This window comes from Methanococcoides burtonii DSM 6242 (assembly GCF_000013725.1).
In the GTDB taxonomy this organism is placed as follows: domain Archaea; phylum Halobacteriota; class Methanosarcinia; order Methanosarcinales; family Methanosarcinaceae; genus Methanococcoides; species Methanococcoides burtonii.
This window is the reverse complement of sequence record NC_007955.1, coordinates 875,265-899,494: the sequence shown is the minus strand read 5'-3', so window position 1 is coordinate 899,494 and position 24,230 is coordinate 875,265. Positions and strand designations below refer to the sequence as shown.

At 41.5% G+C, this 24,230-nt stretch carries 26 protein-coding genes and 2 pseudogenes; 20 read left to right on the top strand and 8 right to left on the bottom strand.

The window, feature by feature from the left end; translation table 11 throughout:
- Positions 1-73: 73 nt before the first annotated feature.
- The 7 genes from MBUR_RS04395 to MBUR_RS04365 all read right to left on the bottom strand — a co-directional run bounded on the left by MBUR_RS04395 (position 74) and on the right by MBUR_RS04365 (position 5,979).
- Positions 74-1,243 (bottom strand): homocitrate synthase family protein, encoded by a 1,170-nt coding sequence (locus MBUR_RS04395; protein ID WP_011498958.1) that lies wholly within the window; start codon positions 1,241-1,243, stop codon positions 74-76.
- A 71-nt stretch (positions 1,244-1,314) separates the two neighbouring features.
- Entirely contained in the window at positions 1,315-2,151 is an 837-nt protein-coding gene (locus MBUR_RS04390) for an NAD(+)/NADH kinase (protein WP_011498957.1), read from the bottom strand.
- Positions 2,152-2,155: 4 nt separating this feature from the next.
- Entirely contained in the window at positions 2,156-2,956 is an 801-nt protein-coding gene (locus tag MBUR_RS04385; RefSeq protein WP_011498956.1) for a bifunctional fructose-bisphosphatase/inositol-phosphate phosphatase, read from the bottom strand.
- A 21-nt stretch (positions 2,957-2,977) separates the two neighbouring features.
- Complete coding sequence (locus tag MBUR_RS04380; protein WP_011498955.1) at positions 2,978-3,985, bottom strand: type II glyceraldehyde-3-phosphate dehydrogenase; 1,008 nt, start codon at positions 3,983-3,985, stop codon at positions 2,978-2,980.
- 143 nt (positions 3,986-4,128) lie between these two features.
- Positions 4,129-4,317 carry a CooT family nickel-binding protein gene (locus tag MBUR_RS04375; RefSeq protein WP_011498954.1) on the bottom strand — a complete coding sequence of 63 codons (189 nt, stop codon included), beginning with the start codon at positions 4,315-4,317 and terminating at the stop codon, positions 4,129-4,131.
- Positions 4,318-4,447: 130 nt separating this feature from the next.
- A complete protein-coding gene (locus MBUR_RS04370; protein ID WP_011498953.1) occupies positions 4,448-5,323 on the bottom strand; it encodes a damage-control phosphatase ARMT1 family protein in 876 nt (291 codons plus the stop codon).
- A gap of 338 nt (positions 5,324-5,661) precedes the next feature.
- The gene (locus MBUR_RS04365) at positions 5,662-5,979 is read right to left on the bottom strand and encodes a helix-turn-helix domain-containing protein (protein ID WP_198003796.1); all 318 of its coding nucleotides are present in this window, start codon (positions 5,977-5,979) and stop codon (positions 5,662-5,664) included.
- 255 nt (positions 5,980-6,234) lie between these two features.
- On the opposite strand from MBUR_RS04365, the gene MBUR_RS04360 reads away from it, so the two are divergent.
- The 20 genes and pseudogenes from MBUR_RS04360 (at position 6,235) to MBUR_RS04255 (ending at position 23,587) form a co-directional block, all read left to right on the top strand.
- Positions 6,235-6,888, top strand: coding sequence for a methyltransferase cognate corrinoid protein (locus tag MBUR_RS04360; RefSeq protein ID WP_011498951.1), 654 nt, complete (start codon positions 6,235-6,237; stop codon positions 6,886-6,888).
- A 17-nt stretch (positions 6,889-6,905) separates the two neighbouring features.
- Positions 6,906-8,282: pseudogene (locus tag MBUR_RS13400) on the top strand (monomethylamine:corrinoid methyltransferase).
- Between the two features lie 451 nt (positions 8,283-8,733).
- Positions 8,734-8,877, top strand: coding sequence for a hypothetical protein (locus MBUR_RS14340; RefSeq protein ID WP_232222044.1), 144 nt, complete (start codon positions 8,734-8,736; stop codon positions 8,875-8,877).
- Positions 8,878-9,183: 306 nt separating this feature from the next.
- Entirely contained in the window at positions 9,184-9,969 is a 786-nt protein-coding gene (locus MBUR_RS04340) for a helix-turn-helix transcriptional regulator (protein ID WP_011498950.1), read from the top strand.
- A 16-nt stretch (positions 9,970-9,985) separates the two neighbouring features.
- Positions 9,986-10,768 carry a helix-turn-helix transcriptional regulator gene (locus MBUR_RS04335; RefSeq protein WP_011498949.1) on the top strand — a complete coding sequence of 261 codons (783 nt, stop codon included), beginning with the start codon at positions 9,986-9,988 and terminating at the stop codon, positions 10,766-10,768.
- 33 nt (positions 10,769-10,801) lie between these two features.
- Complete coding sequence (locus MBUR_RS04330; RefSeq protein ID WP_011498948.1) at positions 10,802-12,985, top strand: histidine kinase dimerization/phosphoacceptor domain -containing protein; 2,184 nt, start codon at positions 10,802-10,804, stop codon at positions 12,983-12,985.
- A 12-nt stretch (positions 12,986-12,997) separates the two neighbouring features.
- The gene (locus tag MBUR_RS04325) at positions 12,998-13,405 is read left to right on the top strand and encodes a response regulator (RefSeq protein WP_011498947.1); all 408 of its coding nucleotides are present in this window, start codon (positions 12,998-13,000) and stop codon (positions 13,403-13,405) included.
- 350 nt (positions 13,406-13,755) lie between these two features.
- Entirely contained in the window at positions 13,756-14,409 is a 654-nt protein-coding gene (locus MBUR_RS04320) for a methyltransferase cognate corrinoid protein (protein ID WP_011498946.1), read from the top strand.
- Positions 14,410-14,424: 15 nt separating this feature from the next.
- A pseudogene (locus tag MBUR_RS13390) lies at positions 14,425-15,801 on the top strand (monomethylamine:corrinoid methyltransferase).
- Positions 15,802-16,055: 254 nt separating this feature from the next.
- A complete protein-coding gene (locus tag MBUR_RS04305) occupies positions 16,056-17,426 on the top strand; it encodes an APC family permease (protein WP_011498945.1) in 1,371 nt (456 codons plus the stop codon).
- 15 nt (positions 17,427-17,441) lie between these two features.
- Positions 17,442-17,711, top strand: coding sequence for a hypothetical protein (locus tag MBUR_RS04300; RefSeq protein ID WP_011498944.1), 270 nt, complete (start codon positions 17,442-17,444; stop codon positions 17,709-17,711).
- A gap of 13 nt (positions 17,712-17,724) precedes the next feature.
- Positions 17,725-17,973, top strand: a complete 249-nt coding sequence (locus tag MBUR_RS04295; RefSeq protein ID WP_011498943.1) for a hypothetical protein — start codon at positions 17,725-17,727, stop codon at positions 17,971-17,973.
- Between the two features lie 86 nt (positions 17,974-18,059).
- Entirely contained in the window at positions 18,060-18,533 is a 474-nt protein-coding gene (locus MBUR_RS04290) for a class II SORL domain-containing protein (RefSeq protein WP_157196646.1), read from the top strand.
- A gap of 119 nt (positions 18,534-18,652) precedes the next feature.
- Complete coding sequence (locus MBUR_RS04285; RefSeq protein ID WP_011498941.1) at positions 18,653-19,057, top strand: response regulator; 405 nt, start codon at positions 18,653-18,655, stop codon at positions 19,055-19,057.
- Between the two features lie 98 nt (positions 19,058-19,155).
- On the top strand, positions 19,156-19,680 hold the full coding sequence (locus MBUR_RS04280; protein ID WP_011498940.1) for a VIT1/CCC1 transporter family protein: 525 nt from the start codon (positions 19,156-19,158) through the stop codon (positions 19,678-19,680).
- A gap of 72 nt (positions 19,681-19,752) precedes the next feature.
- On the top strand, positions 19,753-20,208 hold the full coding sequence (locus MBUR_RS04275) for a universal stress protein (protein ID WP_011498939.1): 456 nt from the start codon (positions 19,753-19,755) through the stop codon (positions 20,206-20,208).
- A 30-nt stretch (positions 20,209-20,238) separates the two neighbouring features.
- Positions 20,239-21,183: a calcium/sodium antiporter gene (locus tag MBUR_RS04270; protein WP_011498938.1), complete on the top strand. Its 945-nt coding sequence runs from the start codon at positions 20,239-20,241 to the stop codon at positions 21,181-21,183.
- A 136-nt stretch (positions 21,184-21,319) separates the two neighbouring features.
- On the top strand, positions 21,320-21,736 hold the full coding sequence (locus tag MBUR_RS04265) for a hypothetical protein (protein WP_011498937.1): 417 nt from the start codon (positions 21,320-21,322) through the stop codon (positions 21,734-21,736).
- Positions 21,737-21,932: 196 nt separating this feature from the next.
- Positions 21,933-22,211 carry an ACT domain-containing protein gene (locus MBUR_RS04260; RefSeq protein ID WP_011498936.1) on the top strand — a complete coding sequence of 93 codons (279 nt, stop codon included), beginning with the start codon at positions 21,933-21,935 and terminating at the stop codon, positions 22,209-22,211.
- A 14-nt stretch (positions 22,212-22,225) separates the two neighbouring features.
- Positions 22,226-23,587 (top strand): PFL family protein, encoded by a 1,362-nt coding sequence (locus tag MBUR_RS04255; protein WP_011498935.1) that lies wholly within the window; start codon positions 22,226-22,228, stop codon positions 23,585-23,587.
- A gap of 21 nt (positions 23,588-23,608) precedes the next feature.
- Here MBUR_RS04255 and MBUR_RS04250 read toward each other — a convergent pair whose 3' ends face one another.
- The gene (locus MBUR_RS04250) at positions 23,609-24,130 is read right to left on the bottom strand and encodes a shikimate kinase (RefSeq protein ID WP_011498934.1); all 522 of its coding nucleotides are present in this window, start codon (positions 24,128-24,130) and stop codon (positions 23,609-23,611) included.
- Positions 24,131-24,230 lie beyond the last annotated feature (100 nt).

Sequence of the window (24,230 nt, the reverse complement as noted above, 5' to 3'; positions counted from 1 at the left end):
TATTCTGCATGATAGCATACGCTCTCGTTTTATATCAGTATTTTTTTGTGATTCTAAGATATTTGTCAGAACATCAATGTGACTGCACATTGCGGATCATTTCCTCAAGCCTTTCCCTTGAAATACCTTTTTTTACCTCAGTACAGTTCTTTACTTTGTTAATCAATTCGCATAATTCATCATTGTCAAGCTCATATCCAAGATCATTTACAATACCTTTCAAAGCCTTTTTACCAGTATGTTTGCCAACAACAAGATTGCGTTTGCCACCAACCATCTCAGGAGTGAAAAGTTCATAGGTCCTTGGTTCTTCAAGAATTGCCATTACATGAATACCAGATTCATGTGTAAACGCATATTTTCCAACAACAGCTTTATTAACAGCTGTGGGAAGGCCTGAATATTCCTCGAGTTTCCGGGAAATGCTGTTCAGTTTGGTCGTATCATACGTTTCAATACCATGCTGTACCCTCAATGCCACCAGCAGCTCCTCAAGAGATGCATTACCTGCACGCTCACCGATGCCGTTAATAGTTGTATGTAATTGTTTTGCACCAGCTTCAGCAGCAACCAGCGTATTTGCGGTCGCCATCCCAAGATCATTGTGGCAGTGGATACAGATAGGTGTATGAACGACCTTCTTGATCTCACTGACAAGATAGTGTGTTGTAGCCGGACTCAATATACCAATGGTATCAGCAATGCTCACATAGTCCACATGATAATCTTCTGCTGCCAGAAAGGCCCTTTTGAGGGTCTCAATATTAGTCCTTGTGGCATCCTCAGCGGCAAACCTTACCTTGAGACCGTGATCCTTTGCATGCTCGATAGCACCCATCGCGCAACTGAAAACATCAGCACAGCTTTTGTGGTATTTGAACTTTAAATGAAGATCTGACATAGCAATGAATATGCTGACAATATCAACATCGCAATCGATAGCTGCATCGACATCATCTATGACAGAGCGTGCAAGGCAGCAGATGCTGGCATCAAGTCCCAAATTGCTGATCTCCTTGACAATATCTTTCTCCGAAGTCGAGACTACTGGAAAACCAGCTTCAATGACCTCAACGCCGATAGAATCAAGTTCAAGGGCAAGGTCGATTTTTTCATCTCTTGTAAAAGCAACACCAGGAGTTTGTTCGCCATCTCTTAATGTAACATCACATATCTCGATATCAAGAGGACTCTGATCAATGAAGTTCATTAGTTCATTTTTAGAATAATCAGTATTTGCCATAATATTGATTCCCGTTCGAGTGTTTGAAAGGACACTATATAAATATGTAGGTTTTGTCTCTAATATATCAATTATCTAAGCTTGTTCTGCACTCTTTCATAGAAACCACTGGCAGATATCTCTACAAATCTGGCAGGCATACCTGACATTGTTAATGTTACCACATCGCTCTTCTGGATCGTGTGCGTATACTGGCCATCGACAACAAGTGCAGCTTCCTTTTCCGGCACGATCATTTCTACTTTGATAATACTGCTTGCAGGAACAACCCAGGGCCTTGCTGATAATTTAAATGGTGCAAGTGGTACGATCAATGTCGCATTCACTGCAGGATCGATCAGAGGACCACCTGCGCTCATAGCATAAGCAGTAGATCCGGTAGGAGTTGCAATAACAACACCATCAGCACGCATCTCCTCTGCTTTTTGATCATCTATGGTTATTCTGAAAGTCAGTATCTTTGCAGGTCTTGCGGTCGTTAGCACAACCTCATTGGTAGCAGCAGGAATGGATTCCCCATTAAGATCAATAGCCAACCTGGAACGTTCGGAATATTTGAAACCTTCAAGGACTTTTTCAATGGTACTTATCGCTTCGGACGGATTGACCTCCACAAGAAAACCCACTGTACCCATATTAATTCCAAGTATCGGAAGAGGGTCCTCCATACGGGCAATATTTCGAAGAACAGTCCCATCTCCGCCAACAGAGATCAGCAGTTCAACACCATGTTCCCTCATCAGCTCAACAGGTATGACCTCCACACCTTCAAGCTTTAAAGGGAGAGCTGTATTGGGGGATAATGCTACTTTCACTTTTGACCCGAAATTATCAACTATACTGCTGACCATCTCAAGTGCATCCGTGTGGTCACATCTTGATACGATCCCGATCTTTTTGATAGCCATCTATTCACCTCATCACAAGCTTTAATATGTCTGAATGAGCACAGCCGTTTGATGCTACCATATATACAGGGTTTATCACACTATCTTTTAATTTGAGAGTATTTCCATCCCCATCAGTAACGATACCACCCGATTCTTCTATTATCAACTTACCAGCTGCAACATCAACAAGACGAAGAGAGCCACGGACATCCACAAAAGCATCCAGCCTTCCGGATGCCACATAGCACAATTCCAGTGAAACGCTGCCAAATATCCGTATCCTCCGAACGTTCTTGCATAGATCCACCGTTCTCTCCACATTTTTGCGATACCCATAGAGGCTTACACAGAAATCATTTAATGAAGAACATTTGGAATGGGAGATCCTTTTATCATTGAAATATGCACCTTTCCCGGATTCCGCATAGAACGTATCTCCGTTTGCAAGATTTCTCACATATCCGAAATAGGTGGAAGATAGATCAGGGGTGCCTATAGCAATGGAAATTCCATAAAACGGGATATCGTTGGCAACATTGTACGTTCCGTCAATAGGGTCCAGTATTATGGTGAACTCCGGATCATCACCAAACACAACCTCACCCAATTCTTCACTCAATAAACGGATCGAACGACCATCCGCCTTTAAAATTTCAATGATAGCTTTCTCAGAAACATCATCTATCAGTTTAGTGTCGGTCCCATCAGCTCCGACATATACAGTCCGGAATGCTTCTTCAGTGCCTACAATATCGGAAATTGCATTTGATGCAGACTCCGCAAGAAGATCACAGAATTCCAGTATTTGTTGAGATACCGACATGATCAAAAGAAAATTAGGGCATCAGATGCCCATTGTTTTATTTGTTATCTCTATGGACCTTGATGCATCGGATTCGAGTTCCATCATTGCACGAATTGCATCAATATTCTCAGGAATTACATCTGATTCCTGATGGATTGCCTGGAAGAAATAAAGTTCTCCTTCGTACATCGTAATGGATTCATTCCAGATGCAGTTCTCCCACATGTCGCCCCTTGACCTGCCAAGGTCCTTTGCGAGCTCCATTATCTCTGCTGTGGATGTGATACCCTGTCCCACGAACCTTACACGGCTCTGTTCTGCAAGGACACTCTCAACATCTTCAGCAGTGCATTCCTTTTCAAGCTCAAGGTTAATAGTATGCAGGTGCATGAGTGTTGTAGGGAGCTTTACAGCAGTAGTTGCAATATCGATGTTAGGAATAACGGTCTTTACATCAGGACCATGGTGGGATGGAAGCTTGATGGGGTTTGGAACGATCGCATTGATAGGACCGGTCTTAATATCCCCAGGATCAGCAGCCCTTCTAAGAAGGGTCACGCGTGCTTTTTTAACCCCAAATTCCTTATCAAGTGGTGATAAAACACGGCAAAGACCAGTGGTATTACAGGAAACTACCCTGACAAAGTCCTTTCCAAGAGCTTCATCGTAGTTGGTCTCAGCATTGAATGAACAACCTGTAAGTGTGTGGGCTTCACCCCCCTGCCAAATGGCCTTGATGCCTGCCTTCTCATAAAGGTCCTTGTTAGTAGCACCGACCTTTCCGGGAGTACAGTCAACTACGACATCTGCTGCTTTGATCATTTCCTCAACCGTACCGGAGACCTCGATACCTTCCTTTTCCATAGCTCCTACCCTGTCAGCGAGGGTATAGACATTGAACCCTTTATCCTTTGCCATTACGGTCTCAAAGTTAGGACGGGTCTTTGCAATACCGATGATCTCCATATCATCCTGAAGTGCTACAGCATCTGCCACTCTTTTCCCTATAGTTCCATATCCGTTTATTGCAACTTTAACTTTTGTCATTTAATGCACCTTCCATCCTGTATTTGACAAATAAGTATTGTATAAAATATTGAAATGATAAACATCTGTAATGCTGAACCACGATCACATGACTGACAGGAAGTAATCCTGTGGGTAACCTGTGATATATATGCCCTGTTAATTCAGTTTCCAATAATTATAGTTTCCCCTTTTGAGAAGTCGATCTCTTTTATAGTGCCAAAGATTATCGTCTTTTCTCCGAATATACCAGTCAGTTCAATGGAATCTCCATCAACCAACATTTTAGTGACAGACTCCATCACCAGTTCCTTTTCATCGCCTTTTACTACGATCACATTAAGTTCGCACATTTATACACCTGTTTTTATGGCATTCTGTTTTATAAAATGCCCTTTTGGGGGAATTCGATCCAAACCAAACTTGCCCTAAATACTTTTAATATGTCCTTATGTTAGATAACTACTTTCACATCAATTTAGCTCATTTGACAAGCTGTGCTACGGAATAACCCATTTCAAGCCCCATGTCCTCGGCAACCGCTTCACATTTTGTGCGAAGGAGATATGCTATGGGACCAAATGACCTTTCGGACATTGTTTCATAGTTAGCCATTCCTTTGCTTATGATCAGACTTGCATCTTCAAGGGCTTCGAGGAACTCCGGAGGTGCTTCATCAAAACTTACGCCTACTGCATTACAACCGGTGGTCAGGACACGGTCGACCTTCTTATCAAGTTCGTATTTTCTTACATCATCCATGGTCACATCTGTAAGCATAGGAGCACCCCTTACTACAAGAGTTATCTTACCGCCGACCTTTCGGATAATATCTAAGACCAGTGTATCGAGGATTATCTCCCCGCAGTTGTCTACGACATAGACGACATTATCAAGCAGATCGAACATCTCAGGAGTATCATCCACATCAAGTCCTTTACGGAATATATCTGCAAAGGTCTTGTCAAAGACATCCTCCCCCACATCGAATCCCATTATGCCGAAATCGAAGAAATTACCTATTACGGATGCAAGCACTGCCCTTCTGAACATCTCCAGGTCAGAAGGTTCGCCTTCATGAACAAGAGAATGAGCATAAGGATAGACCTTTTCAGCGATCTCATTGCTTAATATCTTAAGATCGAGATAAGGATCATTATCATTGAGCACTTCATATGCTTTCCTGTGGATCGCTGTCGAGACTACACCTGCCGGAACACCAGGGATATAAGTATCTTTAAGAACATCGATACCCGCAAGCATTGTCTTGTGAATAAGGTCATCATCGTTTGTGGAAAGTTTTGCTTCGTAGTGAACTCTCGAAAGAAGGCAATATGTACATCTAGCATCCATTTTCATTGTTTTGATCCTTCTAATTATAGTGAATATATGGCCATTGGAACTGGCCAGAGATCAGATTGTCATACCAAACAGACGCACCATAAATAAATATAACGAAATGTGCCCCAAGTTCAATATAAAAACAATTATTCAGTAAACCATATTCAAAGTATGCTACACAAGATTTAAAAAACCACTGAAATATTTACCTTAAAGAAATATTGATAAGAGGTACGTGCGAAGAGTTTACCCACTCCGTTACATAAATGATAAGAATGCCGAATGATATGTTAGTACATATAATTAAGTACGAAAATTTGCCGAAATCCCCATGGCGAACCAAACTAAATACCCTTTTAATCCATCCCTTTCATAATAACTCTTACTTGTTTTAGAGAATAATCCACGCCAAATTTGTCACGAATTAATTCCCTGACACGGGCAGTGGTCCAATTCTCCTGCATTCTCAGATAGAACTTAAGATCACTCTTTTGGTCGTCTGTCAGTTTGGAAGGACGACCACCTGCGTATCGCGGTAATAATCCGGCATATCCATCACGATTCCATCTTTTTTGCCATACATAAGCAACTCTTTTGGTCACTCCCACTTTCCTTGCAGCCTCTTCGACAGAATCACCCATATATCTGTACCTGACAAAGTATAATCTATCCAATATTTTAATAAGGATCTCAATATATCTAATTCTTTTATTTAGTTCTTCATAAGTCAACTTTTTTTGAATAGGATACATTTCGGTTTTAACCATGTCAACTGACTATGATTTAAAAGTATATATAGTTTAGTTTCAATTCTGCAAATGCTTATATAAGATTATCCTCAAGGAATGTTGGCAATTAAGCAGGACAAACGACCGGTTGAATAAATTATTCGAGCGGGCTGCAAAATTGGTATATTAAAGGTGATGAAGATGGGAAATCAAGAAATTTTCGACAAACTCAAAAACGCAATAGTGAACCAGGATATCAACGGTTGCCCTGTAATAACACAGGAAGCTCTTGATGCAGGAATTACTGCTTTCGACATTATCAACGAAGCACTTGCACCAGGAATGAAGATCGTAGGCGACAACTTCGAAGCAGCAACTATCTACCTTCCACAGATCATGATGTCTGCAAAAGCAATGAAAGCTGCAATGGAGATCCTTGAGCCAATTCTCGCAGAAGAGAAAGGCGAAGACGAGGGTGTAGGCATGGCAGTAACTTTCGTGCAGGAAGGAGATATTCACGATATCGGTCACCGTCTTGTTACAACAATGCTCGGTGCAAACGGCTTTGAGATCCTTGACCTTGGAACAGATATTCCAAATGAGGATGTAGTAGAAGCAATTGCAAAGAACAAGGGTAAGAAAATGCTCCTTGTCGGTTCCGCACTGATGACAACATCAATGCTTGGCCAGAAAGATGTAGTAAGGTTACTCGAAGAAGAGAACCTCAGGGATTCTGTTAAGATCATGTTCGGTGGCGCACCAGTCACAGATGCATGGATCGCAGAATGTGGTGCAGACGGCACAGCCGAAAATGCAGCAGAAGCAGCACGAGTAGCACTTGAACTTATGGCATAATATTGGGGGAACTTAAAATGACATTTACAAAATCAGTTACATGCTTTGACTTCTACGACCGAGCACAGAAAGGTGAGAAATGTACCCAGGATGACTGGGATCTGATGACAATTCCAATGAAGTCAATGGAACTCAAGCAGAAATACAACCTTGACTTTGGCACCGAGTCCGTTCCAACCGACAAGGACCAGATGGAAAGACTCTTCAAGGCAGGTTTCGAAATGCTCCTTGAGTGTGGTATCTACTGCACAGACACAAAGAGGATCGTCAAATACACAGAGGACGAGATCTGGGATGCTATCAACAACCCAATGCCAGCATTCCAGCTCGGTACCGGCAGAGATTCAGTACAGATGAAGAAAAGGACAGTAGGCGACAAGAGAAAGCCTATAGTACAGGGCGGTCCAACCGGTTCACCAATTTCCGAAGATATGTTCATGCCAATTCACATGAGCTATGCACTCGAGAAGGAAGTCGACACAATTGTTAACGGTGTCATGATGACGATCCGTGGTAAGCCACCTATACCAGGCAGCCCATACGAGATCCTCGCAGCAAAGTCCGAAACAAGGCTCATCAGGAACGCAGCAGCAATGGCTGGCAGACCAGGTATGGCTGTTTAGGGACCTGAGACTTCCCTGTCCGCTCAGGGAAACATCGCTTCCGACTGTGTCGGTGGTCAGGTAACAAGTGACAGCCACGAAGTATCACAGCTCAACGAGCTTAAGATCGACCTCGATGCAATCGCAGTTATCGCACACTACAAGGGTAACAGCGACATCATCATGGATGAACAGATGCCTATCTTCGGCGGATACGCTGGTGGTATTGAGGAAACAACCATTGTAGACATTGCAACCAGTCTTAACTCCATGGTAATGAGCAGTGCAAGCTGGCACCTTGATGGTCCTGTCCACATCAGATGGGGATCCACCAACACCAGAGAAACCCTCCAAATCGCTGGATGGGCATGTGCAACTCTCAGTGAGTTCACAGACCTTATGACCGGTAACCAGTACTATCCATGTGCAGGTCCATGTACCGAGATGTGCCTCCTCGAAGCAGCAGCACAGTCCGTAAATGACACAGCATCCGGCCGTGAGATTCTCTCAGGTGTCGCAGCAGCAAAGGGTGTCATCACCGACAAGACAACCGGTATGGAAGCAAGGATGATGGGAGAAGTCTCACGCGCAACAACAGGCATGGATATCGACTCCGTGAACGCTGTTATCAACAACATCGTCAGCTCCTACGAAGGCAACTACGCAAATGCTCCTGAAGGCAAGAGATTCCAGGATTGTTATGACGTTGCAACCATCACACCAACTGACGAGTATGTCAAGGTCTACGAGGGTGCAATAAAGAAACTCGAAGACTTCGGTCTTACCTTCTAAGATCAAAACATTATATGATATCTTTTGCCAGCATGCGTGCTGGCATTCTTTTTTACTTATTTTACCACATAAGCACTTTATAAAGCACCTATATATTACTGCAAGGATCTTATACGAGATTCAATTCTACGGAAATTACACACAGTCCTAATCATTACAAGGACACCATTGCATCCACCATACCGCATGCAGTACTGCACTACACGAGCCACATATTGTATACAGAGGCTAACCAAACGATTTACGAGTATACACATCGTCATCAAATGCTGTGAAGGCCTCCAGTCCTTACACTCAGAAATATTTTATTCAAAATATTCAATACTGTCCAGTATACCTCTTGTTCCTGGCGCTCCTGCTTGGGATCTAGACCATCGGTTGCATCACTGTGTACAAATCCATCAAGGAACACATGTATGACTTTAACTATTACGACTAAGGAGATGGAAATATGGCAAAATCTGAAGTAAAAAGTAGTATGATCATGCAGATCGCAGATATCCTGTTCATCTTCGTTGTCGCAGGTATTTGTGTAATAGCTCCCGTAATAATACTTGGAGGGGGAGTTGATGCCGGACATATGGTCTTTGAATGAAACCCTTTCGAATATTTTGGTCTGCTGGCAGTAATCCTTGTATTCTTTACTGTGATCCTGCACCACTCACTTAAGAACTATATTTACTAAATTGACTCCAATTAGTTGTGGTTTAACTACCACAACTTCTCCTTTTTACCTTTTTACTGTCATTTGAACTTAATTTTTATAAGATATTTCCAACTGAACTTCAGTTGTATTTTCAATTAATAAATAGAAACCTTCATATCTAACAAACAATCATTATACCGTTACAAATAAAAGCTGAAATATATCAGCAACAGTATTTTGGGGTAAAGGAGTATAATGAATTCTTCATTAACAGATAATGTCTGGCTTTCTGAGAAAAGGACAAACCTGCTGTTGTTACTTATGGAAGGACCAAGAGACATAGAACAGATCAAGGTCTCACTTAATGTGACCTCTCGTGGAATGATGCCACAGATAAAAAAGCTAAAAGAAAAATGTCTCATCGTTGAAGAAGATGAGACTTATATACTTTCCAATACTGGCAGACACATAGTCAGAAACATGCTCCCTTTGATTAACACACTGCGAATGATAAACGAGAATCGAAGTTACTGGGAACAGCATGACATTAACATACTGCCCCCACATCTTTTTAAAAGACTTCATGAACTTGGTAACTATCTACTTCTTGAACCCGATCTGAACTATACTTTTGAGATACCAAAAGAGTTCACTGAGAACTTACTAAGATCAAAAGAGATAATGTCCATCATTTCATTTTTCCGTCCGGAATATCCGAAGTTCTATTCCCAACTTGCAGAAAAAGCAGACAGTCTTACACTCTTACTTTCAAGATCTGTTTTTAAAAGAATGGAAAAAAATTGTGCGTCAGAGCTGAACTTTCTGCTTTCGTCAAAAAACACAAGATTGTATCTCTATAAAGGAAAAGGGCGACCACCAGCTATCGATGTTTCTGATTGGTTCATGTATGTCAGTTTTTTCAATGAACAGGGACGTTACGATCACAGAGATATAATGAGCTTTGATAATACCGCCTTGAACTGGGGAAAAGAACTTTTTCAATATTATTGCGACCAGTCAACAGAGATAACAGAGCTATAACAGGAGAGAATTCAAAATGCAAATGGAACTGATTGAAACTATTTTTCTCTCCGAAAAAAGAGAAAATCTTCTCCTCATGCTGCTTAACGATCCTGCTGACATCAAAACAATAAATTCGACCCTTACAGTTACCTCTTCATCCATACTCCCCCAGATAAAAAAACTGAGGAATGTAGGTTTCATAGATAAAAATGAAAGCGGATCATATGTGTTGACCAGCATCGGAAGGCTGGTCGTCGAGAATCTGAAACCACTCTCAGGAATGCTTAAGGTTTTCGATATTTCCTGTGAATACTGGGATCAAAGAGACCTAACTACAATTCCAGATAATCTTCTGGATAACATCGGGAGCCTTGGTAATATCCAATTAATAATACCGGACCTTGACCACATGTATGAACTTCAGGACGAGTTTCTTAAAAACATGCGAGCATCAAGCAAAGTATCATCTGTACTTTCCCTTTACCACCCGGATAACCTTGAACTTCTTAATAACATGGAAGCTGCTGGGACAAAGATACAGATTATATTAACAGAATCTGTACTTGAAAGAATGCTAAACGATTCCGAGAAAGAGATGGAAACACTTCTAAGTTCAGATAACACTACGATCCTTGTTTGTGAAGATACAATAAAACCACCCTCATTCAGCGTAACCGATACTTTTCTCTACATGAGTCTTTTCGATATCAACGGCAGATATGATCATCACGACATCATGAGCTTTGAAGACAGTGCATTAGAATGGGGGGAGAGGTTGTTCGAATATTATCAGAACCTATCCAGCCCTATTGAATAAATTAATGAGAACATCTTACGGAAGTGAAGCGTAATGAAATGGAAAGATATATCCTTAAAAGTAAAACTTGTACTATATATTGTGACAGGGGTCTTTCTGATATTATCCGCTTCTACTTTCATTGTTATCACCACCGTTACCGAACAGGAAGAACAACTTGCATACCATGACTCCATTCAAAATGCGAAAAGTTTTGCAAACTATTACAACGCCGATATGAAAGCGAATATGGCAGTTGCACAAACTCTCGCAGCACTTCTGGTCAGATATGATAATGCAGACCGTGATGAAATTAATTCTATGCTGGAAGAATTACTACTGGAAAATCCAGACCTTCTTGCTTCCTATGTTGCTTTCGAACCAAACGCTTTTGACGGCAAGGATGCTGAGTTCATCAATGCTGACACAGCCCACGATGAAACCGGTCGTTTCATCCCTTACTGGAACAAGATCGGTGGAGAAATGTTCGTAGAACCACTTGTAGATTACGATACCCTTGATTATTATCAGCTTACAAAACAACTGGAACAGGATATCATAACAGAACCCTACCTCTATCAGGGTGCTCTTATTGTAAGTTATGATGCACCCATTGTCAGAGATGGAGAGTTCATAGGCATTGGCGGGGTCGATGTGGAGCTGAACTATGTCGATGAGACCGTAAGCAGCGTAAAAGCATTTGATACTGGTTATCTGTTCATGGTAAGCAACACTGGAGTATTGTTATCCCACCCAACAAGAAAGGACTGGATCGGTATGAAATCGATGACCGAATTTGAGATCCCAATGATAGAAATAGTTACAGAGGACATCAATAATGGAATTGGAGGGCACATTGATACCATCGACCCGTTGACTGGAAAAGAAGTGGTAATGTTCTACGAACCCATAGAGACAGGTAAATTCGCTATTGTACTAGTTGTTCCTACCGAAGAGATGTTAGCCGGAGTGGAATCATTGCGTTCCACTCTTATCACTATATATACATTCTCCATCATTTTCATGGGTGCCATGGCATACTTAATAGCAGCTTCATTTACAGACAGGATCAACGAGATAGTTGTTGATTTTAAGAAGATATCAGGAGCTGCAATAAAGGGAGATCTCAATGCCAGAGCCAATACGGATGTCGAGATCGACTTTAAGCTCATACCCGAAGGTATGAACGAAATAATGGATGCTTTAACTGTTCATTCCAAAGAATTACAAAACTCATACGAATTGATAAGAAAAATGGAATCAGCAGTAAATACCAGCAAAGTTGTAGTATTTTGGTGGAAATTTGACCATGACTATCCTGTTGAATTCGTTTCCGATAATGTTGCTCAATTTGGCTATTCATTGGAGAACTTCATGTCCGGAAATCTGTTGTATGGTAATATAATTTACAAAGATGACCGTGATGAAGTTTGGTCCGAACTAAAAAGATCGGCTGATGAAGGTCACGATCATTTCCATAAAGACTATCGGATCATTACCAAAAGTGGAGAAATGCGCTGGGTACATGAGGATACGTTCATACAACGCAATGAAGAAGAGAAAGTTGAATACTTCCAGGGAACGATACTTGATATTACCGAGCGTGTTGAAGCTGAGAATGCACTGAAAGAAATGGAGGAGATAAGGACAAAAGAGATACATCATCGTATTAAGAACAATCTTCAGGTCGTTTCCGGAATGCTCTATCTGGAATCGCTTAACTTCCGTTATCAAGAAGTAATCGATGCATTCAGGGATAGTGAGAACCGCGTACGTTCCATAGCACTGATCCATGAGAAACTGTATCAATCAAAGGACCTTGTTAGCCTTGATCTTGCTGACTACATAAAGGACCTTACAGACCATCTTTTTCACTCCTATAGGATAGATGAAAAAAATATAGAACTTATACTCAACGTAGAAGATGTCTTCCTGGGAATGGATACTGCCGTACCTCTTGGGATAATTATAAACGAACTTACATCCAATGCCCTTCAACATGCTTTTGGAAACGGTATCGGAGGTGAGATCGAAATTGATTTTTTCAAAAGGGATGAGATATTTGAACTTACCATTAGCAATACCGGAAAACATTTTCCGGAGGATATTGATTTTAAGAACACTGAATCTCTTGGATTACAGCTTGTAACGAACCTCGTTTCCCAAATTGAGGGGGAAATTGGACTTGATACAACCGACAAGACTACATTTACAATAACTTTCCGCGATGATAAATAACAAGGTGTCACTATGAAAAATACCAGGATATTAGTAGTTGAGGATGAAGCCATCGTAGCAATGGTGATAAAAAAGAGATTGATGGGCCTTGGTTATGTCGTCTCAGGAGTCGCAGCTACCGGAACAGATGCTATCAATAAAGTAGAAGGAACCTTTCCAGACCTTGTGCTTATGGATATTATGCTGAAAGGGGAAATGGATGGTATTGAAGTTGCTGATGAGATACGAAAGAGATTTTCAATTCCTGTGATATATCTTACAGCACATTCCGATGAAAAAACCCTTGAAAGAGCTAAACTGACCGAACCTTATGGGTATATACTCAAACCGTTTACAGAAAATAATCTAAGCACCAATATTGAGATGGCTATCCATAAACACCTGCGTGAAATGGAAAAAGATAATCCAGAACCTCTTTGAACATTTCTTTCCATTTTTTTATGTCATATATGTTGGCAGTCCCAACAATACCCATTATTTTTCATATTCAACTTTTCAATGCTATTGTCGATTTTAAAGCCATTGTCATTTTTCATTTCTCTTTCTAATTATAGATAAATAATACATTTTACAGCAGTGTTCAAACATACCCATCCATATCAATTTGTTTAGAGCCTGCAAGTTCAAACTGCATCGTGATATTTTAATATGTAGTGCAAAAACGCTAACGGCTAGGTTATATATTTTTGAAACTGATGATTATTCGGTGGTGCCCATCCTAAGTGAGCATTGACTAGACAATATTGCGTAATACAAGAAAGGTGAAATAAATGGGAAATCAAGAAATTTTCGACAAGCTGAAAAATGCAATAGTGAACCAGGATATCAATGGCTGCCCTGTAATAACACAGGAAGCCCTCGATGCAGGAATTACTGCTTTAGACATTATCAACGAAGCACTTGCACCAGGAATGAAGATCGTTGGAGACAACTTCGAAGCAGCAACTATCTACCTTCCGCAGATTATGATGTCTGCAAAGGCAATGAAAGCTGCAATGGAGATCCTTGAGCCAATTCTCGCAGAAGAGAAAGGCGAAGACGAGGGTGTAGGCATGGCTGTCACTTTCGTGCAGGAAGGAGATATTCATGATATCGGCCATCGTCTTGTTACAACAATGCTCGGTGCAAATGGCTTTGAGATCATGGACCTTGGAACAGATATTCCAAACGAGGATGTAGTCGAAGCAATTGCAAAGAACAAGGGTAAGAAAATGCTCCTTGTTGGTTCCGCACTGATGACAACATCAATGCTTGGCCAGAAAGATGTAGTAAGGTTACTCGAAGAAGAGAACCTCAGAGATTCTGTTAAGATCATGTTCGGTGGCGCACCAGTCACAGATGCATGGATCGCAGAGTGCGGTGCAGACGGCACAGCCGAAAATGCAGCAGAAGCAGCAAGAGTAGCACTTAAACTTATGGCATGAGCGGGAGATATCAAAATGACATTTACAAAATCAGTTACCTGCTTTGACTTCTATGACAGAGCACAGAAAGGCGAGAAATGCACCCAGGATGACTGGGATCTGATGACCATTCCAATGAAGGCAATGGAACTCAAGCAGAAATACAACCTTGACTTTGGCACCGAGACCGTTCCAACCGACAAGGACCAGATGGAGAGACTCTTCAAGGCAGGTTTCGACATGCTCTTAGACTGTGGAATCTACTGCACAGATACAAAGAGGATCGTCAAATACACTGAGGACGAGATGTGGGACGCTATCAACAACCCACACCGAGAATTCCAGCTCGGTACCGGCAGAGATGCAGTACAGATGAAGAAAAGGACAGTAGGCGACAAGAAGAAACCTATAGTACAGGGCGGTCCAACCGGTTCACCAATTTCCGAAGATATGTTCATGCCAGTTCACATGAGCTATGCACTCGAGAAAGAAGTTGATACAATTGTTAACGGTGTCATGACCACAGTTCGTGGCAGGCCAACTATTCCAGGCAGCCCATACGAGATCCTCGCCGCAAAGACCGAGACAAGGCTCATCAGGAACGCAGCAGCAATGGCTGGCAGACCTGGCATGGCTGTTTAGGGACCAGAGACTTCCCTGTCATCTCAGGGTAACATCGCTTCCGACTGTGTCGGTGGCCAGATGACAAGTGACAGCCACGAAGTATCACAGCTCAACGAGCTTAAGATCGACCTCGATGCAATCGCAGTTATCGCACACTACAAGGGTAACAGCGACATCATCATGGATGAACAGATGCCTATCTTCGGCGGATACGCTGGCGGTATCGAAGAAACCACCATTGTAGACATTGCAACCCACATCAACTCTATGGTAATGAGCAGTGCAAGCTGGCACCTTGATGGTCCTGTCCACATCAGATGGGGATCTACCAACACCAGGGAAACCCTCCAGATAGCAGGATGGGCATGTGCAACCATCAGTGAGTTCACAGACCTTATGTCCGGTAACCAGTACTATCCATGTGCAGGTCCATGTACCGAGATGTGCCTCCTCGAAGCAGCAGCACAGTCCGTAACTGACACATCATCCGGCCGTGAGATCCTCTCAGGTGTCGCAGCAGCAAAGGGTGTCATCACCGACAAGACAACCGGTATGGAAGCAAGGATGATGGGAGAAGTCTCACGCGCAACAACAGGCATGGATATCGACTCCGTGAACGCTGTTATCAACAACATCGTCAGCTCCTACGAAGGCAACTACGCAAATGCTCCTGAAGGCAAGAGATTCCAGGATTGTTATGACGTTGCAACCATCACACCAACTGACGAGTATGTCAAGGTCTACGAGGGTGCAATAAAGAAACTCGAAGACTTCGGTCTTACCTTCTAACCCTAAAACTAGTGGTGACGTTTTTACCAGCGAGAGGTCGCTGGTTTTTTTTATAACGTCATTTGTCACTATTTGATGGAATAAATATTCATTCAAAATAAAAAGCCAAACAAAATACTAAGGGGGCATTCAAAATGGATCCATGGACCTTAATAAACGGGGTAATTTACCTCATATGTTTTGCCTTGATCGGCTGGATGTTGTTGGACGCAAGCAAAGTATCCAACAAGTAATGCTACAGGAGGAGGAGGATAATGTCAGAAAATTCAAACGAAGTTGACCTGGTAAAGTCACTGCGTCCATATCATGTATGGGCACTTGGTGTCGGTATCGTATTGGTCGGAGAATACATGGGTTGGAACTTCACAGTTGCAAAAGGTGGTATACTAGGTTCACTCTTTGCATTGTTGGTTGCCGGTACAATGTATGTAATGGTTTCATTGTGTGCCAGTGAACTAGGTTCATCCACTAAACTTGCCGGTGGACCATACGATTGGGCACGATTATTTGTAGGACCCGGTGCTGCGGCCATTGTAGGTCTTGCTGTTTATATGGAATATATTGCCTTGGAAGCTGCTGACGCTATTGTTGTAGCATCCATAGCACAATCGATCTTCCCGGAAATACAAACATTCCCGGTAACTTTGCTCGTTATCGCGGCCTTGACATTTATGAATTATCGTGGAGTTGTAGCAGCCCTTAATCTTAACTTTGCTCTTACATTCACAGCATTGATAGCAATTATAGCATTCTTCTTTATGAATATTAGTGGAATTGGCGGAACATGGCATCCGGAATACCTTATTTCAGGAGCTATACCTAACGGATTTATCGGAATTTTTGCCGCATTGCAGTTTGGACCATGGTTCTACCTTGGTATCGAAGGAGCAGCAATGTGTGCTGAGGAATGTAAACACCCAACAAGAGCTATTCCTCTTGGACAACAGGCAGGTATGATCACCCTTCTTCTCGGTTCAGGTATGACACTCTACGTCTGTTCAGGTCTCATTCCAACCGCAGAACTCGGTGTTTCAGTATACCCACTCTTTGAAGCAGCAAACCGGAGCGGTGTTAAATTCCTGATTGCATTCCTTGCAGTAGGTACCCTATTCACCTGTCTTGCAAGTGCCAACGGTACTGTTTGTGATTCATCAAGGTCTTGGTTTGCTCTGTCACGAGATCATTTCCTGACCAACTGGTTCGCTGCAGTACACACAAAGTACAGTACGCCATACAGGGCAGTCATTTTCACAATGCCAATTGCTGTCGCCTTTGCATACAGTGGTTTCTTGGACCAGGTCATTACTTTCTCCATCACATCAGGACTGGTATGCTATGTAATGATCCCATTCTCCCTGATACGCTTCAGGAAGATGTTCCCGGAACACACACAAAAGGTACGTCCATTTGTCGGACCACTACAGCCTTATCTAGCATATTTCACAATATTGCTGGCGATCGTGATCATGTCCACACTTAACTGGGGATACAGCTACAACCTTATCTTCGGACTTGTCTTCTATGTAGTAGCCTACTTCTACTTCTCTTGGAGATACAGGAGCATAGACGCAAAACACGATTGGGGAGAAGACCTTGGATGGCCTGAACCTGCACATAAGAGGTGAACAGGAGGAAATATCATGGCAGATGAAGCATTATACAATAACAAGCTGAAACAGGATGCAGGAGTAATTATGCTGCTCCTAGGATTGCTGTATTTCTCTGAGACGTTCATCGTCTATAGGATAATCTCCACCATATGGAGATCAGGAGAAGTACCTGAGATCACAACAATACTCCCATTGTACATAATTTTCATAGTACTCTTGCTTGGGATAGAAACGATCGGATGTATCAGAGTGTACAAGTCCATTAAGAGTCACATGTACGACTTTAAGTATTACGACTGAAGGGGAGAAAGACATGGCAAGCGAAATGAAGACAGAAAGAAGCATGTTCATGACGATATTTGATATCCTGTTCATATTCATATTGGCAGGTATCTGTATCGTAGTCCCGGTGATCATTCAGGGTACGGTCCTTGTGGGCTGGGAAGGAACAGGAACCATGCAATTCGTCTGGGATCCAGTACAATACTTTGGATTGCTGGCAGTAATTCTTGTATTCTTCTTTGTGGTACTTTACCACTCGGTCAAGAATTACAGGTTCTGAACATGTGAGAAAGGTTGTCAGTATTTTTGCTGACAACTTATATATTTTCAAATATAGTATATAACAATGAAGTAATGGGTGATCTTATGAGTGAACAAGTAATCAACCGACTTAAAGACCCGGAAAACATCACCGAAACAGAACAGAAACATGTGCCTGTTATCGAAGCCGATGAAGTGATGACCGCAGAAGGTTCATTCGAAGTTACTGTAAAAGTGGGGGAATTACCACACGTTATGCAGGACGAACACTATATAGAGTGGATCGAACTCTCGCTCGGGGATATGAAGATCGGCAGGGTAGAACTATCACCTTCCGATGAGAAAGCTGAAGCAACATTTACTGTTGAGCCAACAGAAGAAATTGTAGGTATCCATGCCTATCAGGTATGCAACATTCATGGTGTAAATGTTTGTGGGAAATGTGGCAGCAAATCTGTTGTAATGAAGTTGGATGCGCTGATAAGCTGCAACGTTCATGGGTTGTGGGAGTCAAAGAAGGAAGTCACGATCATGTCAAGTCATGAGGGCGAAGGAAAAGCCTGTGCCTGGCATAAATGATCGTTTAAAGTGTTGATGTATGGGGGTACGTCATAACTACTAAACCCGGAGTTGATACTCCGGATCTTTTTCTTTTTTGCAATGAATTTACAATTTTCAGTCAGTTTAACTGTGGTAATATGAAAGAAAAGAGCATCCTGATAGTCGAAGATGAAATGATAGTCGCCATGATGATCAAGCTAAAACTTCTTGAGATGGGATATAAGATAGCAGAATATGCAGTGTCGGGAGAGCAAGCACTCATAATGGTAAACAAAAAAGTGCCGGACCTTGTCATAATGGATATTCATCTTAAAGGAAAGCTTGATGGCATCGAGACAGCAACAGAGATGGAAAGTAGATATTCAATTCCAATTATATTCTTAACTGGAGATTCATTCAATGAAAAAACTGCAAGATCATCCTTTGCAAATCGTGCAGGTTATCTACAGAAACCTTTCATGGAGAAAGAATTAGAATATGCAATTCGATCTGCCATACACAAACATATTGACCCGGCAAGAAACGCTGTTATTGCAAATTGATCATGCATCATGTTTTTAGTAATAGTATGACATTATTTTAGTACTATTATAACATTATTTTGCATATAAAACGTTCAAATTATCCACGGATATGGAACATGAAACTTGATCACGAACAGGGAAGATACATTATTTTAGGAAGTATTGATGGGATACTAGCGGTGCTTGGTGTTGTTATAGGAACATCACATGTTGTGGATGATCCTTCGATCATTATCAATGCTGCCCTTGGTGGTGCTGTTGCCCTTGCGTTGACTAACGGTATAGGTTCATATCTTGCTGAAAGTGCAGTAGAGTACGGAAATCTTGCAGAACTGGAAAAGCCCCTTCTTCGAAGCCTTGGATCCACAACCATAGAACGTGACACAAAGAAAAAGATATGGAATGATTCCATAACACATGGCGGATCAAGCTTTATTGGTTCTCTTGTACCTATAATGCCCTTCGTATTATTTGATAGTTTTTCACTTGAGATAGCGATCATACTAAGCATATCTGTTCTTGCAATACTTGGAATATATTCAGGTAAGATCGCTAAACAAAGTCTCATAAAACATGCCGTTAGAATGGTAGGACTGGGAATACTGATAGTTCTAGCTGTGACTTCATTGGGACTTCAATGATAGAACGATGATGATCATATCAGTGACAATGATTTAATGATCAAAGTAATAAATATCAAAAGGTGAAAGAACATGGAAGAGATCGCTTATAAGAACATTCTTGTTCCTATTGATGAAAAGCAACTTTCAAAAAGGGTCATAGATCACGCATTACATGTCGCAGATAAAGAATCAGGCAAGTTGATCATTGTTTACGTGGAAAGGAAAAAAACTCTTGAATGCATCTTTCCGAAAGAACTTGCAAAAAAAATGATGGTGATCGTAAAGGAAAATATCGAATCCAACATGGAATATGCACTTGAAAATGCAAAAATATCAGGTATTGCGGTTGAAAATATCATACTTGACAATGATGAAATTGCTAAAGACCTTATTCGAATATCCGAAGAAAAGAGTGTAAACTTAACAGTAATGGGTTCCGAATCCTTAAAGGCCCGATCCCCTTGGGAGTATCACCCGATGGCTTATCGCAGCAGATATCGGACCTGTTCTTGTCATCACCGAAGAAGATTGATACACGCATTTTAAATCAAATGGAAAGCTATAGGGTTGAACACTATGCTAGATACCCTATTATATTTCCTGTTAAGTCTTGTCCTGATCACCAAAGGTGCAGACTGGTTCATTGAAGCTGCTGTAGCCATCTCCGCCAAAAGTGGTTTACCAAAGATGATAATCGGAGCTACTATCGTGAGCTTTGCTACGACAGCTCCTGAATTTACAGTTTCTGCAATGGCTGCATACATGGACCATACTGATCTGACGATTGGCAATGCAGTCGGTTCTGCTATCTGCAATATAGGGCTTGCGCTGGGAGTGGTAATAGCCGTAAAGGCAATACCTGTGGAGGGTGACTCTTTCCTTCATAAAAGTGCTATCATGCTAATAGCAGCGCTCACACTTGTGGCACTAACATTGGATGGGATATTAAGTTCATTCGATGGTATTATCCTACTGATCATATTCGTTGGTTTTCTCTACTATAACTATCGTCTGCAATCTGCCATATTCGATGGCAATGAGAAAAAAAGGGATAAACTATCTTTAAGCGAAATGCGGTCAGATATCTTCTACTTTTTACTTGGAGCAACACTTGTAGTTATTGGAAGCCAAATCCTTGTGAAAACGGGTATCGCGATAGCAGAATGGATTGGTATTCCTGAAATGATAATAGGACTGACCCTTGTAGCACTTGGAACATCCCTTCCTGAGATCATAACAGCAATATCTGCAACTCTAAAAGGGCATCAGGACCTTTCTATCGGAAATATTCTCGGTGCGAACACCATGGATATTGCACTCATACTGGGATTTTCCTCACAAATAAGAGAAATTAAAATACAGCCACAATCCCTTATGTATGACTTCCCATTCATGATCGTTATCATGCTTTTGCTTGTTATTTTTGGGATCACTCGAAAACGGCTTGATAGATGGGAAGGAGTAGTTATAATACTGGTTTATTTCAGTTATATTGCAGGTCTTTTCCTGTTTTATAATTAATTTTTTTTAGAACTATCTATTCGTAAAAATAGCCATGTTACTGACTTCATGTTAAAATTCACGTAAAGCTTAAATCATGACAAATAAAGTATTCTTAGAGGTTCTAAAATGAGATAAATGTTGATATTGATCTTTTATGGTAGCAGCCCTTATCACTGCAGGGTGTGTTGGAGATGATACAGAAACAACAACTTTTACTGATGATGGCATGGAAGTGACGACTACTATGCCTGAAGGTGCTGAAGACCAATGGTGTCCTGTTGGTACCACATGGGAAGCTGTGAATCCACAGACAGGAGAATCAATGACCATGGAAATAACAGGAACCGAAACTGTCAACGGCATAGAGATGTGTAAAGCGATGGTAGAGATAGATCCTGTTGTAGATGGCATTGCAAAAATGGGATATCTGTGGACAGAGGGTGGAGAATCAGTTATCTGGACAAACTATAATAAATCAGGAAATGTTTATTCAAAAGTATCAATGCTCGATGGAAAGATGTCCATTACTGCTGAAAATGGGGAAGTAATGGAATTTGATATGACAGAATAATTTCCTTTTGTATTATAAGCAGGTAAATACTGCTTATCCATTGTTTTTGTTAACTGTTAATGGTTACTGTATCAGGTCCATAAACCAATCTTGTTCGAATTTCCTTCGATCAAGGTAAAGAACTATAATAAATCACATCTTATACGTGACAATTAATTCTAACTAACTATCAAATCATTGAAAGAAGGATAAAAATATGACATCAACCCGCTTCATAATCACTGTTATTGGTATCGACAAAATAGGTATTGTTGCCAGCATTACAAAAGTGATGGCAGATTTTAATGTGAATATCGTTGATATCAGCCAGACCATAATGGAAGACCTGTTCACAATGATCATGTTGGCAGGCGTGGATTCCGAGAACTTTGATCTTGCATCATTCCAGAAAGCAATGGTTGAGGAAGGGGAAGAGCTTGGTGTTGAAGTGCGAGTACAGCACGAAGATGCCTTCCGTTTTATGCACAGGATTTAAAACAGGTGATCAAGATGCTTATTCATCCAGAAGAGATACTTGAGACCATCCACATGATCAAAGCTGAGAACTTTGATATAAGGACAGTTACCATGGGCATAAATCTTCGTGGTTGCTGCCATAGTGACATCGATGTCTTCAATAAGAATATCTACAACAAGATAACTGGTTACGCAAAAGAACTTGTAAGAACCACAGAGGAAGTTCAGAACCTTTACGGCATCCCCATCACAAACAAACGAATTGCTGTCACCCCTATTGCCATCGTTGCTGAAAGTTGTAACACTGAGGACTATGTTTCAATAGCAAAGACCCTTGACAGAGCTGCTGAAGATGTAGGTATCGATTTTATTGGAGGTTTTAGTGCCCTTGTACATAAAGGGATAACTCCAGGGGATATGAAACTTATCAATTCGATTCCGCAAGCCCTTGCCAGTACTAAAAAAGTATGTGCATCCATCAATGTCGCAACTACAAAGGCAGGGATAAACATGGATGCAGTGGCAATGATGGGACATATAGTCAAAAAAACAGCGGAAGCAACTAAAGATGCTGATGGTATCGGATGTGCAAAGCTTGTTATCTTTGCAAACGCACCTGAAGATAATCCTTTCATGGCAGGTGCATTTCATGGAATAGGAGAACCGGATTGTGTCATTAATGTAGGAGTAAGTGGACCCGGTGTAGTAAATTCAGCTGTACGCGAACTGAAAGACCCGGACCTTGGAGAGATATCAGAAGCCATCAAGAAAACTGCATTTAAGATAACAAGGATGGGAGAGATGGTAGGAAGAGAAGTTTCCCGCCGGCTCAATGTCGATTTTGGAGTTCTCGACCTATCCCTTGCACCGACCCCGGAAATAGGCGATAGTGTTGCAGCCATCCTTGAAGCCATGGGACTCGAGACCTGTGGAACCCACGGAACAACTGCAGCTCTTGCCCTTCTTAATGATGCTGTGAAAAAAGGTGGTTCAATGGCCTCGTCCTATGTGGGAGGTCTAAGTGGTGCTTTTATTCCGGTCAGTGAAGATGCGGGAATGATACGTGCAGTTGAATTGGGTGCCTTGAGTCTTGAAAAACTGGAAGCTATGACCAGTGTCTGTTCTGTGGGACTGGATATGATAGCAATTCCAGGAGACACATCTGCAGCGACCATTTCAGCCATCATTGCCGATGAAATGGCTATTGGGATGATAAACAAGAAAACTACAGCAGTACGCCTTATACCTGCTCCGGGTAAAAAAGTAGGGGACAGCGTGGAATTTGGAGGATTACTTGGAAGAGCACCTGTTATGAAAGTATCCGAATTCAGTTCAGAAAAGTTTATAGCACGCGGTGGAAGGATACCAGCCCCCATTCAAGCACTTACGAATTAAAATATGAAAAAGGGATGTCTTTCAGACACTTCTGGAAGTAGAAACGTCATCAGGGCATAAAGCGATGATGCGTTCTACAATATCCCTTTTTGTCTCCCCTTTTTTTATTTTGATCCGAATATCCATATAGTGCTCATATAATTTTTTACGATCATTATACAAGTCTCTCAACCCTTTATCTTTAAAGCCGACAAGCCCCCTTTGGGAAGGAGAGATGCGCTGAGCGATCCGAATAAAAGGCACATCCAGATAAACGATTGTAGAAATATCCTTTAAGTGTCGTATCGCGGTTTCCGAATAAACAATGCTACCACCAGTTGCAATGATATGATCATCCATTGAATGAAGTCCAATAACGATCTGTTCTTCAAGTCCAATGAACTCATCGTCACCGTAAGTATCTATGAATGTTTGCAGTCCGGTACCGATCTTGGCGCGTATTAGATCATCAATATCTATGAACTTGTAGCCAAGTTTTTTTGCAAGCTGTTTTCCAATCGTGGATTTGCCCGCCCCAGACATACCAATAAGTGTAATGTTCATGCTTTTTCCTGATCCTTCTTACCTTCATTTGTTAACCTGGAATAAATACTATAGTATGAACTCTGATCAAAATAAAGATATAAAATACAATGAGCACAAC

What these genes read in the sequence shown, in the direction of transcription:
- MBUR_RS04360 (WP_011498951.1), top strand. Translation starts at nt 6,235, where the DNA reads ATGGGAAATCAAGAAATTTTCGACAAACTCAAAAACGCAATAGTGAAC.
- MBUR_RS04390 (WP_011498957.1), bottom strand. Translation starts at nt 2,151, where the DNA reads ATGGCTATCAAAAAGATCGGGATCGTATCAAGATGTGACCACACGGAT.
- MBUR_RS04375 (WP_011498954.1), bottom strand. Translation starts at nt 4,317, where the DNA reads ATGTGCGAACTTAATGTGATCGTAGTAAAAGGCGATGAAAAGGAACTG.
- MBUR_RS04295 (WP_011498943.1), top strand. Translation starts at nt 17,725, where the DNA reads ATGGCAAGCGAAATGAAGACAGAAAGAAGCATGTTCATGACGATATTT.
- MBUR_RS04280 (WP_011498940.1), top strand. Translation starts at nt 19,156, where the DNA reads ATGAAACTTGATCACGAACAGGGAAGATACATTATTTTAGGAAGTATT.
- MBUR_RS04330 (WP_011498948.1), top strand. Translation starts at nt 10,802, where the DNA reads ATGAAATGGAAAGATATATCCTTAAAAGTAAAACTTGTACTATATATT.
- MBUR_RS04370 (WP_011498953.1), bottom strand. Translation starts at nt 5,323, where the DNA reads ATGAAAATGGATGCTAGATGTACATATTGCCTTCTTTCGAGAGTTCAC.
- MBUR_RS04380 (WP_011498955.1), bottom strand. Translation starts at nt 3,985, where the DNA reads ATGACAAAAGTTAAAGTTGCAATAAACGGATATGGAACTATAGGGAAA.
- MBUR_RS04290 (WP_157196646.1), top strand. Translation starts at nt 18,060, where the DNA reads ATGAGTGAACAAGTAATCAACCGACTTAAAGACCCGGAAAACATCACC.
- MBUR_RS04250 (WP_011498934.1), bottom strand. Translation starts at nt 24,130, where the DNA reads ATGAACATTACACTTATTGGTATGTCTGGGGCGGGCAAATCCACGATT.
- MBUR_RS04320 (WP_011498946.1), top strand. Translation starts at nt 13,756, where the DNA reads ATGGGAAATCAAGAAATTTTCGACAAGCTGAAAAATGCAATAGTGAAC.
- MBUR_RS04305 (WP_011498945.1), top strand. Translation starts at nt 16,056, where the DNA reads ATGTCAGAAAATTCAAACGAAGTTGACCTGGTAAAGTCACTGCGTCCA.
- MBUR_RS04340 (WP_011498950.1), top strand. Translation starts at nt 9,184, where the DNA reads ATGAATTCTTCATTAACAGATAATGTCTGGCTTTCTGAGAAAAGGACA.
- MBUR_RS04265 (WP_011498937.1), top strand. Translation starts at nt 21,320, where the DNA reads ATGGTAGCAGCCCTTATCACTGCAGGGTGTGTTGGAGATGATACAGAA.
- MBUR_RS04385 (WP_011498956.1), bottom strand. Translation starts at nt 2,956, where the DNA reads ATGTCGGTATCTCAACAAATACTGGAATTCTGTGATCTTCTTGCGGAG.
- MBUR_RS04255 (WP_011498935.1), top strand. Translation starts at nt 22,226, where the DNA reads ATGCTTATTCATCCAGAAGAGATACTTGAGACCATCCACATGATCAAA.
- MBUR_RS04275 (WP_011498939.1), top strand. Translation starts at nt 19,753, where the DNA reads ATGGAAGAGATCGCTTATAAGAACATTCTTGTTCCTATTGATGAAAAG.
- MBUR_RS04285 (WP_011498941.1), top strand. Translation starts at nt 18,653, where the DNA reads ATGAAAGAAAAGAGCATCCTGATAGTCGAAGATGAAATGATAGTCGCC.
- MBUR_RS04270 (WP_011498938.1), top strand. Translation starts at nt 20,239, where the DNA reads ATGCTAGATACCCTATTATATTTCCTGTTAAGTCTTGTCCTGATCACC.
- MBUR_RS04260 (WP_011498936.1), top strand. Translation starts at nt 21,933, where the DNA reads ATGACATCAACCCGCTTCATAATCACTGTTATTGGTATCGACAAAATA.
- MBUR_RS04300 (WP_011498944.1), top strand. Translation starts at nt 17,442, where the DNA reads ATGGCAGATGAAGCATTATACAATAACAAGCTGAAACAGGATGCAGGA.
- MBUR_RS04325 (WP_011498947.1), top strand. Translation starts at nt 12,998, where the DNA reads ATGAAAAATACCAGGATATTAGTAGTTGAGGATGAAGCCATCGTAGCA.
- MBUR_RS04395 (WP_011498958.1), bottom strand. Translation starts at nt 1,243, where the DNA reads ATGGCAAATACTGATTATTCTAAAAATGAACTAATGAACTTCATTGAT.
- MBUR_RS14340 (WP_232222044.1), top strand. Translation starts at nt 8,734, where the DNA reads ATGGCAAAATCTGAAGTAAAAAGTAGTATGATCATGCAGATCGCAGAT.
- MBUR_RS04335 (WP_011498949.1), top strand. Translation starts at nt 9,986, where the DNA reads ATGCAAATGGAACTGATTGAAACTATTTTTCTCTCCGAAAAAAGAGAA.